This window comes from Roseomonas gilardii, from assembly GCF_001941945.1.
Classification (GTDB): domain Bacteria; phylum Pseudomonadota; class Alphaproteobacteria; order Acetobacterales; family Acetobacteraceae; genus Roseomonas.
Genome location: NZ_CP015583.1, coordinates 2790252 through 2803690, shown reverse-complemented (window position 1 = coordinate 2803690; position 13439 = coordinate 2790252). Strand labels below are relative to the sequence as shown.

The 13439-nt window shown below is 71.3% G+C and carries 13 protein-coding genes; 9 read left to right on the top strand and 4 right to left on the bottom strand.

The window, feature by feature from the left end; all coding sequences use genetic code 11:
* Positions 1–7: 7 nt before the first annotated feature.
* Entirely contained in the window at positions 8–670 is a 663-nt protein-coding gene (locus RGI145_RS12860) for an HAD family hydrolase (protein WP_075798665.1), read from the bottom strand.
* Positions 671–881: 211 nt separating this feature from the next.
* Here RGI145_RS12860 and RGI145_RS12855 point away from each other — a divergent pair, with 211 nt between their 5' ends.
* From RGI145_RS12855 to RGI145_RS12830, 6 genes are all read left to right on the top strand, one after another.
* Positions 882–1295, top strand: a complete 414-nt coding sequence (locus RGI145_RS12855) for a VOC family protein (protein ID WP_075798664.1) — start codon at positions 882–884, stop codon at positions 1293–1295.
* Between the two features lie 122 nt (positions 1296–1417).
* On the top strand, positions 1418–2743 hold the full coding sequence (gene glmU / locus RGI145_RS12850; RefSeq protein WP_075798663.1) for a bifunctional UDP-N-acetylglucosamine diphosphorylase/glucosamine-1-phosphate N-acetyltransferase GlmU: 1326 nt from the start codon (positions 1418–1420) through the stop codon (positions 2741–2743).
* 1 nt (position 2744) lies between these two features.
* Positions 2745–4568, top strand: coding sequence for a glutamine--fructose-6-phosphate transaminase (isomerizing) (gene glmS, locus RGI145_RS12845; RefSeq protein WP_075798662.1), 1824 nt, complete (start codon positions 2745–2747; stop codon positions 4566–4568).
* 62 nt (positions 4569–4630) lie between these two features.
* A complete protein-coding gene (locus RGI145_RS12840; RefSeq protein WP_083670676.1) occupies positions 4631–5740 on the top strand; it encodes an AbrB family transcriptional regulator in 1110 nt (369 codons plus the stop codon).
* A gap of 98 nt (positions 5741–5838) precedes the next feature.
* A complete protein-coding gene (gene bluB, locus RGI145_RS12835; protein ID WP_075798661.1) occupies positions 5839–6486 on the top strand; it encodes a 5,6-dimethylbenzimidazole synthase in 648 nt (215 codons plus the stop codon).
* A gap of 40 nt (positions 6487–6526) precedes the next feature.
* On the top strand, positions 6527–6994 hold the full coding sequence (locus RGI145_RS12830) for a GNAT family N-acetyltransferase (protein ID WP_075798660.1): 468 nt from the start codon (positions 6527–6529) through the stop codon (positions 6992–6994).
* A gap of 48 nt (positions 6995–7042) precedes the next feature.
* Here the strand turns inward: RGI145_RS12830 and RGI145_RS12825 are convergent, their stop codons facing one another.
* Together RGI145_RS12825 and RGI145_RS12820 are read right to left on the bottom strand one after the other, a co-directional pair.
* Positions 7043–8344, bottom strand: coding sequence for an MFS transporter (locus RGI145_RS12825; protein WP_075798659.1), 1302 nt, complete (start codon positions 8342–8344; stop codon positions 7043–7045).
* Positions 8345–8538: 194 nt separating this feature from the next.
* Positions 8539–9327 carry an OBAP family protein gene (locus tag RGI145_RS12820; RefSeq protein WP_075798658.1) on the bottom strand — a complete coding sequence of 263 codons (789 nt, stop codon included), beginning with the start codon at positions 9325–9327 and terminating at the stop codon, positions 8539–8541.
* Between the two features lie 125 nt (positions 9328–9452).
* On the opposite strand from RGI145_RS12820, the gene RGI145_RS12815 reads away from it, so the two are divergent.
* Positions 9453–10088, top strand: coding sequence for an isochorismatase family protein (locus RGI145_RS12815; protein WP_075798657.1), 636 nt, complete (start codon positions 9453–9455; stop codon positions 10086–10088).
* Positions 10089–10134: 46 nt separating this feature from the next.
* On the opposite strand, the gene mutM is transcribed toward RGI145_RS12815, so the two are convergent.
* Complete coding sequence (gene mutM, locus RGI145_RS12810) at positions 10135–11025, bottom strand: bifunctional DNA-formamidopyrimidine glycosylase/DNA-(apurinic or apyrimidinic site) lyase (RefSeq protein ID WP_027281737.1); 891 nt, start codon at positions 11023–11025, stop codon at positions 10135–10137.
* Between the two features lie 153 nt (positions 11026–11178).
* Here mutM and RGI145_RS12805 point away from each other — a divergent pair, with 153 nt between their 5' ends.
* Both RGI145_RS12805 and RGI145_RS12800 read left to right on the top strand, forming a co-directional pair.
* Positions 11179–11916 (top strand): class I SAM-dependent methyltransferase, encoded by a 738-nt coding sequence (locus RGI145_RS12805; protein ID WP_075798656.1) that lies wholly within the window; start codon positions 11179–11181, stop codon positions 11914–11916.
* A 222-nt stretch (positions 11917–12138) separates the two neighbouring features.
* Positions 12139–13353: an MFS transporter gene (locus tag RGI145_RS12800; RefSeq protein WP_083670673.1), complete on the top strand. Its 1215-nt coding sequence runs from the start codon at positions 12139–12141 to the stop codon at positions 13351–13353.
* Positions 13354–13439: the final 86 nt, after the last annotated feature.

Sequence of the window (13439 nt, the reverse complement as noted above, 5' to 3'; positions counted from 1 at the left end):
GGCGCGGTCAACCCGCCATCCGCGCCAGGAGCGGCGGCAGCTCCGCCGGGCTTGTGACCACCGGGGCGCCATCCGCCATTTCGGGGAGGCCATAGCCCCAGGCCGCGAAGACCGGCGCCGCCCCCGCGCCGCGCGCGGAGCGGATGTCGTTGGCATGGTCGCCCACCATCACCACGCCCGGCGGGGCGGAACCTTCCGCCGCCACGCCCATCAGCCGCAGCGTGCCTAGCAGGTGGCCCGGATCGGGCTTGCGCACCGGGAAGCTGTCGCCGCCCGCCAGCGCATCGACCAGCGGCGCGAGGCCCAGATGCTCCAGGATCAGCCGCGCCGCCGCGACCGGCTTGTTGGTGCAGACGGCAAGGCGCCAGCCCGCCCTGCGCAGCTCGGCCAGCGCCTCCGGCACGCCCGCGAAAGGCGCAGTCCGGTCGTTCGCATGGGCCTCGTAGTCCGGCACGAACTCGGCCAGGGCCGCCGGGTCGAAGGGCTGGCCACGCGCCTCCAGAGCCCGCCGCACCAGCACCGCCACGCCATCGCCGATCATGCGGTGGACCTCCGGCATGGCGAAGCCGGGCAGGCCGCGCCGGGCCATCAGCCGGTTCAGCGCGTCGCGGATATCGGCCGCGCTGTCGATCAGCGTGCCGTCGAGGTCGAGAAGGCAGATACGTTCCATGCGACGAAGCCTAGCCGGGCGGGAAGGCCGCGTCTCGGCACCGGAAACCGCCGCTGCCATGCGCCCCTGGGAAAATCCCCCTTTGGGAAAAACCCCCGGGGCTGGCGGGGATGGCGTGGCGGGCTATTCAGGCGCCGTGAACCCGATCCCTCCCGCCGGGGCACCCGGACGGGCAGGGGCGCCGCCACTGCGACCGATCCAGGAGCCGACCGTGAAGTCCCTGTTCCATCTGGCCTATCATGTGACCGATCTCGACGAAGCCCGCCGTTTCTATGGCGGCGTGCTGGGCTGCGAGGAGGGCCGCTCCACCGACACCTGGGTCGATTTCGACTTCTTCGGCCACCAGATCTCGCTGCACCTGGGCAAGCCCTTCGAGGTCACCCGCACCGGCAGGGTCGGCGACCACATGGTGATGATGCCGCATCTCGGCGTGGTGCTGCCGCTGGAGGACTGGTTCGCCCTGGCCGGCCGGCTGCGGGACGGAGGCATCGCCTTCGACATCCCGCCGGTCGTGCGCTTCGAGGGCGAACCGGGCGAGCAGCGGACGATGTTCTTCTTCGACCCGAGCGGCAATCCGATCGAGGTGAAGGGCTTCCGGGACTTCGAGAGCGTCTTCGCGCGCTGACCGCCGCGCGGGCGGGGGGCCAGGGCCCGCCGCCCGTCACAGCCGGCAACAAGGTTTGAAACCTCAGTGGCGCCCCCGGTGCTGGACGGGGCGGGGGGCGGGGGCTAGGTCCATGGGCCAAGATGCCCTCCGCCGCCATTCTTCTCGCCGCCGGTCTCGGGACGCGGATGCGTTCCAGCCTTCCCAAGGCCCTCCACCCGCTGGCGGGCCGGCCCATGCTCAGCCACCTGATCGCCGCCTGCGAGGACGCCTTCGACCACATCGTGGTGGTGGTCGGGCCGGAGATGCAGGCGGTGGCCGAGCTGGCCGACCCCTATCCCTGCGTGGTGCAGGAGGAACGCCTGGGCACCGCCCATGCCGCGCTCCAGGCCGCCACGGTGCTGGAAGGGTTCGAGGGCGATGTCGCCGTCCTCTACGCCGACAACCCGCTGATCACGGCGGACACCATGCGGCGCCTGCAGGCGGCGCGGCGGGAAGGGGCGGACCTCGCCCTGCTGGCCATGCGCCCGGCCGATCCGGCGCGCTACGGCCGCGTGCTGCCGCATCCGGATGGCGGCATCGCCCGCATCGTGGAGTTCAAGGACGCCACCGAGGAGGAGCGGGTGGTCGGCCTGTGCAATGCCGGCGTGGTCTGCGCCGCCGGCACGGACCTCTTCCCCTGGCTGCGCCGGGTGCGCAACGACAACGCCGCCGGGGAATACTACCTGACCGACCTCGTCGCCCTGTGCCGCGCCGATGGCCGCCGCGCCGTGGCAGTGGAGGGCAGCGAGGCCGAATGCCGCGGCGTGAACAGCCGCGCCGAGCTGGCCGGGGCCGAGGCCACGGTGCAGGCCCGCCTGCGCCTCGCCGCCATGGAGAACGGCGCCACGCTGATCCGGCCGGACAGCGTGACCCTCTGCCATGACACGGTTCTGGGCCGCGATGTCACGGTGGGGCCGGACGTGGTCTTTGGCCCGGGCGTGACGGTGGAGGACGGGGTCGAGATCCGCGCCTTCTCCCACCTGGAAGGCTGCACCGTGCGGCGGGATGCGGTGATCGGCCCCTTCGCCCGCCTGCGCCCCGGCGCGGTGGTGGAGAAGGGCGCCCATGTCGGCAATTTCGTCGAGCTGAAGAACGCCGTGCTTGGCGAGGGCGCCAAGGCGAACCATCTCTCCTATCTCGGCGATGCCGCGATCGGGGCGGGCGCCAATATCGGGGCCGGCACCATCACCTGCAATTACGACGGCTTCGCCAAGCACCGCACCCGCATCGGCGCGGGCAGCTTCATCGGCTCCAACAGCACGCTGGTCGCGCCCCTCGCCCTGGGCGACGGCGCCTTCGTCGCGGCGGGCAGCACGGTGACGGCGGATGTGGCGCCGGATGCCATGGTCTTCGGCCGCGCCCGCCAGGAAGAGAAGCCCGGCATGGCGGCGGCCTTCCGCGCCAGCCGGCGCAAGGAGAAGCGCTAGAATGTGCGGCATCGTCGGTGTGGTGGGGCAGCAGGACGCCGCCCCGCGCCTGCTGGAGGCGCTGCGCCGCCTCGAATACCGGGGCTACGACAGCGCCGGCATCGCCACGCTGGTCAACGGCCATATCGACCGGCGCCGGGCCGAGGGCAAGCTGGTGAACCTCGCCCATGTGCTGGAGCGCGAGCCGCTGGAAGGCCGCACCGGCATCGGCCACACGCGCTGGGCGACGCATGGCGCGCCGACCGAGCGCAACGCCCATCCGCACGGCACGAAGCGCGTCTCCGTGGTGCATAACGGCATCATCGAGAACCATGCCGAGCTGCGCGCCGAGCTGGAGGCGCAGGGCGCCATCTTCGAAACGGAGACGGACACCGAGACCTTCGCCCGGCTGCTCGACCGCAACCTGGCCGAAGGGCAGGGGCCGGAGGAGGCCTTCTCCAACGCGCTGAAGCGGGTGCGGGGCGCCTTCGCCCTGGCCGCGATCTTCGCCGGGCACCCGCGCAAGCTGCTGGCCGCGCGGCAGGGCGCGCCGCTGGCCGTGGGCTATGGCGAGGGCGAGATGTTCGTCGGCTCCGACGCCCTGGCGCTGGCGCCGCTGACCCGCCGCATCGCCTATCTGGAGGAAGGCGACTGGGTCGTCGTCTCCGACCACGCGGCGCACTTCTTCGACGCGCAGGACCGGCCGGCGGAACGGGCGGTGAAGACCACCGCCTTCTCCGGCGCGGCGGTCGGCAAGGGCAACTACCGCCACTTCATGGAGAAGGAGCTGCACGAGCACCCGGTGGTGATCGGCGACACGCTCCACCAGTATGTCGATCCGGGCTCCCGCGCCGTGTCGCTGCCGCCGCTGCCCTTCGATCCCACCCACCTGCCGCGCCTCTGGATCTCGGGCTGCGGCTCCGCCTTCCTGGCGGCGCAGGTCGGCCGCTACTGGATCGAATCCCTGGCACGGCTGGCGGTGGATTCCGACGTGGCGAGCGAGCTGCGCTACCGCGACCCGCCGGTGCCCGAGGGCGGCGCCGCGCTCTTCGTGTCCCAGTCCGGCGAGACGGCGGACACGCTGGCCGCCATGCGGCTGCTGCGTGGGCAGGGGCAGTCTGCCCTCGCCGTGGTCAACGTGCCCGAGAGCAGCATGTCGCGCGACGCGGATGCCACCCTGCTGACCGTGGCGGGGCCGGAGATCGGCGTCGCCTCGACCAAGGCCTTCACCGCCCAGCTTTCCGTGCTGGCCTGCATGGCCATCGGCTTCGCCCGGGCGCGCGGCACGCTCACCGCCGCCGAGGAAACGCGCCTCACCGCCGCGCTGCTGGAGGTGCCGGAGCACGCCGCGCGGCTGCTGGAGGATTCCAGCGAGATCGAGGCGGTGGCCGCCGAGGTGGCGAAGGCGCGGGACGTGCTCTACCTGGCGCGCGGCTCGCTCTTCCCCATCGCCATGGAAGGCGCGCTGAAGCTCAAGGAGCTGTCCTACATCCATGCCGAGGGCTATGCGGCGGGCGAGATGAAGCACGGGCCGATCGCGCTGATCGATCCCGCCGTGCCGGTGATCGCCCTCTGCCCCGGCGGGCCGCTCTTCGAGAAGACGGCCTCCAACCTCCAGGAGGCGGCGGCGCGCGGCGGGCGGATCATCGCCTTCACCGATGCGGCGGGGGCGCCGGTGCTGCGCCGCTTCGCCGAGCGCGTGGTGGTGCTGCCGACGGTCGATCCCTTCGTGGCACCGATCCTGCACGCGATCCCGGTCCAGATGCTGGCCTATCACGTCGCCGTGCTGAAGGGCACCGACGTGGACCAGCCGCGTAACCTCGCCAAGGCGGTGACGGTGGAGTAGGCCGGACCGGCCCCCACTGGCCGGGCGGGGGCCTGGACGAAAATGAAAAAGGCTGACCCGACGTGACACGCCAGCAGGCTTCCCCCCCGACCTCCAAGGGCCTGTTGAGCGGGCTGCCGGTGCCGGCATCCTGGGCGGTGCTCGTGCTCCTCTCGGTGGTGCTGTCCGGGGGGCTGATGACCACCGGCCTGCCGGCCTCCCTGCTGCTCGGCCCCATGGTGGCGGCGATCCTGGTGGCGGTGGGCGGCGCCGCGCTGCGCATGCCGAAATTCGCCTTCACCGGGGTGCAGGGCGTGGTCGGCGCGCTGGTGGCGGTCTCCATCACTGCCGAGATCATCCAGACCTTCCTGTCCGACTGGCCGCTCTTCCTGGGCGTGGTGCTGTCCACCCTGGCGGCCAGCAGCGTGCTGGGCTTCCTGATGAGCCGCTGGGGCGTGTTGCCGGGCACCACCGCGGTCTGGGGCTCCACCCCCGGCGCCGCCTCGGCCATGGTGCTGATGGCCCAGGCCTTCGGCGCCGATGCCCGGCTGGTGGCCTTCATGCAGTATCTGCGGGTGGCCTTCGTGGCGATCGCGGCCTCGCTGATCGCGCGGATATGGGTGGATACCTCCGGCGCCCAGGCGCCCGCCATCGCCTGGTTCCCGGCGCTCGATCCCTTCTCCTTCACCGGCACGCTGCTGCTGGCCTTCGGCGGCGGCTTCCTGGGGCAGTGGTCGCGCATCCCCGCCGGACCGCTGCTGGTGCCGATGCTGATCGGGGCGGCGCTGCACGCCACCGGCCTGCTGGACATCCAGCTTCCCGAATGGCTCCTGGCCATCAGCTACGCCGTGCTGGGCTGGCGCATCGGTCTCAGCTTCACCCGTGCCGTGCTGATGCACGCGCTGCGCGCCATGCCGCGCATCGCCGTCTCGATCCTGCTGCTGATGGGCTTCTGCGGCGGGCTGGCGGCGCTGCTGACGCATCTGGTCGGCATCGACCCGCTGACCGCCTACCTCGCCACCAGCCCGGGCGGGATCGATTCCGTGGCGGTGATCGCCGCTTCCAGCCAGGTGGACCTCTCCTTCGTCATGGCCCTCCAGGCGATCCGGCTGGTGATCGTGATCCTGCTCGGCCCGGTCATCGCCCGGCTGGTCGCCCGCCATGGCGGGATGCGGGACGTTCCGGTGGTCTGATACCGGTCTTGCGCGCGGGGCCGATGGGGCGGCCGCACGCCGGCAGACCCCATGACGCGCCCTGGAGATGCCCCGGCGGAGGGCGTAGAAGCCCCGCCATGCCCAGAGCCGACGCGCCCCGTTTCGACGATGCCTTCCGGGCGGAACTGGCGGCCCTGTTCCGCTGGCGGCGGGATGTGCGCCATTTCCGCCGCGACCCGCTGCCGGATGGGTTGCTGGAGCGCCTGCTGGAACAGGCGAACCTCGCCCCCTCGGTCGGGCTGAGCCAGCCCTGGCGCTTCGTCACGGTGGAGGACACGGCGCGGCGCGCGGCGATCCGGGCGGATTTCGCCCGCTGCAACGCCCTGGCCCTGGCCGGGCAGACGGAAGAAAGGGCCGGCCTCTACGCCCGGCTGAAGCTCGCGGGGCTGGAGGAGGCACCCTGCCACCTCGCCCTTTTCGCGGAGCGCGATCCGGCGCAGGGCCATGGGCTCGGCCGGGAGACCATGCCGGAAACCGTGGCCTATTCCGCCGTGATGGCGCTGCACACGCTGTGGCTGGCGGCACGGGCGGAGGGGGTGGGGCTGGGCTGGGTCTCCATCCTCGACCCGGCGGAGGTGCGGCGCGTCCTGGATGTGCCGGAGGGCTGGCTGTTCATCGGCTATCTCTGCCTCGGCTGGCCCGAGGCGGAGGAGGCGGCACCGGAACTGGAGCGGCTGGGCTGGGAACGGCGGCGGCCCGTCGCGGAACGGCTGCTGCGACGCTGAGGACTCCCGATCTGGCCTGCATCCCAGCGGAGAGACGTTCATGTCCGGCGAGATCCCGATCCTGCGCAGCGCCGTCCCGGCGGAGGCCGGGGCGATCCGCGCCCTGTCGCGCGCGGCCTATGCCCGATGGGTCCCGCTCATCGGGCGCGAGCCCTGGCCGATGACGGCGGATTACGCCGAGGCCCTGCGCAAGGGCCACCGGATCGACCTGCTGCACAAAGGGGAGATGCTGGCCGGGCTGGTGGAGATGATCCTCGGACCCGACCACCTGATGATCGAGAATGTCGCGGTGCTGCCGGCGCATCAGGGCCAGGGGCTGGGCCGCTTCCTGGTCGGCCATGCCGAGGCCGTGGCTCGCGCGGAAGGCCACGGGCTGGTCCGGCTCTACACCAACCAGCGCTTCGCCGAGAACATCCGCCTCTACCATCGCCTGGGCTACGAGGTGGAGCGCGAGGAGATCTGGACGGGCGGGGTCATCGTCCACATGCGGAAAACCCTCGGCGCCTGAGGCGGAGGGATGCCGCCCGGGCGGCATCCCTCCGGGCTCGTGCTGCCCTCACTCCGCCGGGCTGGCGACCCTGACCTCGCCCACCCCGTGGCGACGGATCACCGCCATCACCACGAAGGTCATCAGCGCGCCTACCACCAGGCAGGCCGCGAGGAAGAGCATCGGCATGGTGTTGCTCCCCGTGCTGTCGCGGATCCAGGGGATCGCGTTCTGCGCGATGAAGCCGCCAAGATTGCCCACCGAGTTGATCGCGGCGAGGCCCGCCGCCGCCGAGGCGCCTGTCAGGAAGGCGGAGGGGATGGCCCAGAGCACCGGCTGCGGCGCGAAGATCCCGACCGCCGCGCCGCAGAGGAAGACGAAGCGCAGCGTGTTGTCCGGCACATAGACGCTGAGCACGAGGCAGGCGGCGCCGAACAGGGCGGGGATGACGATGAAGGCGGTGGGGCTCTTCCCGGCGGCCAGCTTCGGCCAAGTATAGAGGCCGAGCGCCACCAGCAGCCAGGGGATCACGTTGATCCAGCCATTGGCGGTGTTGCTGACGCCGAAGCCCTTCACGATGGTCGGCAGCCAGTAGCTGAGCCCGTAGGCGCCGAGCGGGAAGGCGACGTAGTAGAGCGTCATCAGCAGCACCCGTGAATCCGCCAGCACCGCGAGGGGGTTCTTGTGCTCGGTCTTGCGCATGCGCTGCGTCTCGTCCGAGAGGCGGCGCGCCAGCCAGACCTTCTCCTCCGGCGTCAGGATGCGGGACTCCTGCGGCCCGCGGTCGAGGTAGAAGAGCGTCACGACGCCCATCAGGATCGCCGGCACGCCGGTGACCAGGAAGACCCATTGCCAGCCCTGGTGCCCGCCAAGCCCGTCGAGGTCGAGCAGCATGCCGCCGATCGGCGCGCCGATGGCATTGGCGAAGGCGCTGAACACCATGAAGGAGCCGACCATGCGCCCGCGATACTCGTGCGGATACCACAGCGTCAGGAGATAGAGCACGCCGGGGAAGAAGCCGGCCTCGCAGACACCCAGCAGGAAGCGCAGGATGTAGAACATCGTGGTGCTCTGCGTGTAGGCGAGGGCAACGGTCACGGCGCCCCAGGTGACCATGATGCGCGCGAACCAGCGCGGCGCGCCGAACTTCTCCAGGAAGATGTTGCTCGGCACCTCGAAGATGAAATAGCCGATGAAGAAGAGCGATGCGCCGAGCCCATAGGCATATTCCGACAGGCCGAGCGCGCCAACCATCTGCAGCTTGGCGTAGCTGACATTCTGCCGGTCGATATAGGCGATCAGATAGATGATCCCCAGGAAGGGAATCAGACGCCGGGTGATCTTGGCGATCACCTGTTTCTCTTGGACCACGATGCTTCCTCGAATTCCTCGGTGCATCCCATCCCCCTGTCCGTGGCCGTTGCGCGGACGGGAAAGGGCCTCGCCCCAATGGAGAAAGGAGCGGGTTCAGGAATGCCGGCCGAGGATAGGTCAGGGCAGGGGTCGGATCATGTTACCAATCTGTAACATCAGGACGGCCGGCTCCGGACCCTCCGGCAAGGGCGTCACCGCCGCATGGGCCGCTCCTCCAGCCGGGTCTGGACGGTCCGCCCGCCTTCCCAGGAATTGGCGCCCCCGGCCACGTCCGGCATGGGAATGCCATCCCGCTTGCGCCGGCGCTCACCCGTGGAGACGCCCAGGCGCCTGTCCCGCGCCTCGACCAGCTCCGGACGGACCTGCCCATCGGCGGTGAAGCCCATCATCAGTTGCGGGATGCCATAGGGAAAGTCGTCCCGTTCGTACTGCCAGGTGTGGAAGGTCTTGCCGTAGGTCGAGACGAGGTCCTTGAAATAGGCGCGCTCCGCCAGTTCCGGGATGCCGGGTGCCACCAGCAGTCCCGACTTCACCTCGTAATGATGGCTGTGCCAGAGGCGCTTCTCCTCCTCCGGCAGTCCGCGGAAGCGCTCCTCGCTGATGATGTACTCGATGCCGATCAGCCGGGCGTCGGGCCGGTTGGAATCGAAGATCACGCATTGGTGCAGGTCATGCCGCAGGTGGATGCAGAAATGCGTCGCCTCCACCTGCCGACCCATGTCGTCCGCATACATGTGGAAGCCGTTCAGATAGGTGGTCATCGCTTCCAGCGGATACTTCGCCTGCATGGCGCCGGCGGCGAGGTCGAGGACACGGTGCTTCAGCGGATGGCCCTGGCCGATGCGCGCCGTGGCCAGCGCCTTCCGGCCCAGCAGCAACCCCGCCGCCGCGGTGACACCGGCGGCGACACCCAGCCCGATGGCCGAGAGTGCGCCACGCCCGCCGCAATGCGCGCAGGACCTGTCGTGGAACCATGCCATGGCCTTGCCTCCTCTGCGCAGGAGGAACGCGGGGGTGCCGGGAAGGTCACGCGGCCCCGCCGGGGCGGCGGCACGGCGCTCGCATGGTGCCGGAGAAGAGCAGGCAACCCGGAGCGGGAAGACCCATGTCCGACATCTATGCCACACGGGGCTATGGCGCCGCCGAGATCGGCTTCGGCGAGAAGCCGGGCCTCGTCGTGGTGGATTTCCAGCGCGGCTTCACCGACCCGGCCTTCCCCATGGGCGGCGCGCCGATGGTGGACCGCGCGGTGGAGGCCACGGCACGGCTGATGCGCGCGGCGAAATCGGCCGGGCTGCCGGTGATCGCCTGCGTCAACGCCTATGACAGCCCGCGCGCCGCGCCGCACTGGAAGATCGCCGCGGTGACGGAATTCCACCCCGACGGGCCGGAGGCGGAACTCGACCCGCGCATCGCGGCCGAGGCGCCGGATGTGCGGCTGGTGAAATCCGCCCCCTCGATCTTCTTCGCCACCCCCGCCGCCGCGATCCTGACGCGGGAAAGGGTGGATACCGTGATCGTCACCGGCTGCATCACCAGCGGCTGCATCCGCGCCAGCGTCAACGACGCCTTCAGCCTCGGCTTCCGCGTGATGGTGCCGCGCGACTGCGTGGGCGACCATACGGAGGAGGCGCATGAGGCCAATCTCCGCGATATCGGCCGCCGCTATGCCGACATCATCGATGCGGAAACCGCCCTGGCCGCCATCGAGCGCTGGCGCGGCGACAACCGGCGCCCCTGACCCAGCGTCCTGACCCCCGGCGCCTCGAACCTCGACGCCCCCAACCTCAACGTTGGGTGCGGGGGCAGAAGAAGGTGCTGCGCCCGGCCTGCACGATGCGGGCGATGCCGGGGCATTTCGGCGGGCCGGGGCAGGCGGGGCAGGCGCCCCCCTCCCGGTCATAGACGTGGAAGCGCTCCTGGAAGAAGCCGACCTCGCCATCCGCCCGCACATAGTCGCGCAGCGAGGAGCCGCCGGCCTCGATGGATTCCTCCAGCACCGCCTTGATCGCCGGCACCAGCCGCGCCGCCCGGGCGCCGGGCACCGTGCCGGCCAGGCGGCGGGGGGAGATCCCGGCGCGGTACAGCGCCTCCGAGACATAGATGTTGCCGAGCCCGGCTACGACGCGCTGGTCCAGCAGCGCGGCCTTGATCGGCGTCGCCTTGCCGGCCAGGGCGCGGGACAGCACGGCGGGGGTGAAGGCATCGCCCAGCGGCTCCGGCCCCAGCCCGGCGAGGAGGCGGTGCGAATCCTCCGCCGCGGTGGGCACGAGGTCCACCATCCCGAAGCGGCGGGGGTCGCAGAACCCCACCCGCCAGCCATCCTCCGTCTCCATCACCAGATGCTCGTGCCGCTCCGGCGCCGCGCCCCGGGCATCGGAGGCCGCGCCCTGCGGGCCGAGAGAGGAGACCTGCGGCGCCCCTTCCTGCCGCGCCACCATGCGGCCGGACATGCCGAGATGGACCAGCATCGAATCGCCGGTGGAAAGCCGCATCAGCATGTATTTCGCGCGGCGCCGGAACCCCTCCACCCGTGCCCCGGTCAGGCGCATCGCCAGATCGGGCGGGAAGGGCCAGCGCAGCCCGGCGCGGCGGGTCTCGGCATGGGCGATGGTGCGGCCGGTGAGCACGGCGGAAAGGCCCCGCATCACGGTCTCGACCTCGGGCAGTTCGGGCATCTCGTCTCCAGTGGGGCGGACCGCGCCCCCCGCCGGGAAGGCGGGTGGGGAAACATCCGGGAAGGCGGGTGGGGAAACATCCGGGAAGGCGGGCGGGGAAACATCCGGGGAGGCGGATATCCCGGCGCGGCGTTCCGCTCTAGATAGGGTGCCATGTCCGATCAGATCGATTTCGGCTTCCGCCAGGTTCCGCGCAACGAGAAGGCCAGCCTGGTCCGGGGGGTCTTCGACAGCGTCGCCCCCCGCTACGACATCATGAACGACCTGATGTCGCTCGGCATCCACCGGCTGTGGAAGCGCGCCTTCGTGGCCGCCATCGCCGCCTCGCCGCGCGAGACCCTGCTCGACCTCGCAGCCGGCACGGGCGACGTGGCCTTCCTGGCGAAGGAGCGCGGGGCGGGGCGGGTGATCCTGTCGGACATCAATGCCAGCATGCTGAGCGTCGGGCAGGGCAGGGCGCTGTCGCGCGGCCTGGCCCAGGGGCTGAGCTTCGTCTGCTCCGATGCCGAGCATATCCCGCTGCCGGACCGCAGCGTGGAGAAGGTCTCCATGGCCTTCGGCCTGCGCAACTGCACGGACAAGGACGCCGTGATCCGCGAGGCGCGGCGGGTGCTGCGCCCGGGCGGCCGCTTCCATGTGCTGGAATTCTCCCGCCTGCGGATCGACGCGCTGGCGAAGCTCTACGATGCCTGGAGCTTCAAGGCCCTGCCGGCGATCGGCGCCAAGGTGGCCAACGACGCCGAGAGCTACCAGTACCTCGCCGAAAGCATCCGCCAGTTCCCGGACCAGGAGACGCTGGAGGAGATGTTCCGCGCCGCCGGGCTGGAGCGCGTGTCGCATCGCGACCTCTCGGGCGGGATCGTGGCGATCCACACCGGCTGGCGCCTCTGACCTATCCCCGACCGGGCGCCACCGCCCGGGGCCGCTGCACCACGGCGCCGGGCAGGGATGCGCTCCGGACGGGACTGGCCCTATCCGCTTCGGCGCCGCTCTCGCCTATGTCGCGGGGGAACCGACCGAGCCTTCCGCCCGGCGTGGCCACCGGCCGCGCTCCCGTCGCCTCCCGCGAGGCGGGGAAGGCTCCCCTGAGCGACGCAGCGGAAGAGGTGATGCATGGCGGAACGCGCGGCGGAACTGCGCGAGCATGACGGCGGCCCCTCCACCGGGCTGATCCTGCTCCTGGCCATCTCCTGCGGCATGGCGGTGGCGAACATCTACTACGCCCAGCCGCTGATCGGGCTGATCGCCCCCTCGATCGGCCTCGGCCCGGCGGTGGCGGGGCTGGTGGTGACGCTGACCCAGCTCGGCTACTGCGCCGGCCTGATCCTGCTGGTGCCGCTGGGCGACCTCGTGGAGAACCGCCGGCTGGTGGCGCTGACCCTGGCGGGCTCCACCCTGGCGCTGCTGGGCGCCGGGCTCGCGACCTCGGCGCCGGTCTTCCTGCTGGCCTCGCTGCTGGTCGGCATCGCCTCGGTGGCGGTGCAGATGCTGGTGCCGCTGGCCGCGCACATGACACCGGAGGCGAAGCGCGGGCAGGTGGTGGGCAAGGTGATGAGCGGGCTGTTGCTCGGCATCCTGCTGGCCCGCCCGGCCTCCGGCCTGATCGCCGACCATTTCGGCTGGCGGGCGGTCTTCATCCTTTCCGCCGTGCTGATGGCGGGCCTGACGGTGATCCTGTCCCGCCGCCTGCCCGAGCGCCGCCCGCACCCGCAGGCGGGCTATGGCGCGCTGCTGCGCTCCCTCTGGCCTGTGCTGCGCGACACGCCCATCCTGCGCCGCCGCGCCGCCTACCAGACGGCGCAGTTCTGCAACTTCAGCCTGTTCTGGACGGCGGTGCCGCTGCACCTGATGGAATCGCCCTTCCACCTGTCGCAGAGCGGCATCGCCCTCTTCGCCCTGGCCGGGGCGGCGGGCGCGCTGGTCGCCCCGGTGGCGGGCTGGCTGGCCGACCGGGGGCTGACCCGGCCCAGCACGGGCCTGGCCTTCGCCCTGGTCCTCTGCGCCTTCGCCATCGCCTGGCTGGGCCGGGATTCCCTGGTGGCGCTGGTGGTGGCGGCGATCATCCTGGATGCCGGGGTGCAGATCACGCAGATCCAGGGGCAGCGCGCCATCTACACGCTGCGACCGGAGATCCGCTCGCGCCTCAACGGGCTCTACATGGCGATCTTCTTCCTGGGCGGGGCCCTGGGCTCCACCATGGCCAGCCTGCTCTTCACCCAGGGCGGCTGGACGGGCGTGGCCTGGTTCGGCGGCGCCGTCGCCCTGGCCGGCATGGCCTACTACCTGACGGAACTGACCGGGCGGCAGGCGGCACTGGCCGGCCGCTGACGGCGGCGGGGGGGGCTGTCGGAGGCCCCCCGATCCCTGCTTCAATCCCGCCCGGACGCGGCCCGACAGAGGCCGCGCCGACAGGG

Bases quoted from the DNA above. Each gene is read 5' to 3' on its own strand.
- RGI145_RS12860 (WP_075798665.1), bottom strand. From the start codon at position 670: ATGGAACGTATCTGCCTTCTCGACCTCGACGGCACGCTGATCGACAGC.
- glmU (WP_075798663.1), top strand. From the start codon at position 1,418: ATGCCCTCCGCCGCCATTCTTCTCGCCGCCGGTCTCGGGACGCGGATG.
- glmS (WP_075798662.1), top strand. From the start codon at position 2,745: ATGTGCGGCATCGTCGGTGTGGTGGGGCAGCAGGACGCCGCCCCGCGC.
- bluB (WP_075798661.1), top strand. From the start codon at position 5,839: ATGCCCAGAGCCGACGCGCCCCGTTTCGACGATGCCTTCCGGGCGGAA.
- RGI145_RS12830 (WP_075798660.1), top strand. From the start codon at position 6,527: ATGTCCGGCGAGATCCCGATCCTGCGCAGCGCCGTCCCGGCGGAGGCC.
- RGI145_RS12820 (WP_075798658.1), bottom strand. From the start codon at position 9,327: ATGGCATGGTTCCACGACAGGTCCTGCGCGCATTGCGGCGGGCGTGGC.
- RGI145_RS12815 (WP_075798657.1), top strand. From the start codon at position 9,453: ATGTCCGACATCTATGCCACACGGGGCTATGGCGCCGCCGAGATCGGC.
- mutM (WP_027281737.1), bottom strand. From the start codon at position 11,025: ATGCCCGAACTGCCCGAGGTCGAGACCGTGATGCGGGGCCTTTCCGCC.
- RGI145_RS12805 (WP_075798656.1), top strand. From the start codon at position 11,179: ATGTCCGATCAGATCGATTTCGGCTTCCGCCAGGTTCCGCGCAACGAG.
- RGI145_RS12800 (WP_083670673.1), top strand. From the start codon at position 12,139: ATGGCGGAACGCGCGGCGGAACTGCGCGAGCATGACGGCGGCCCCTCC.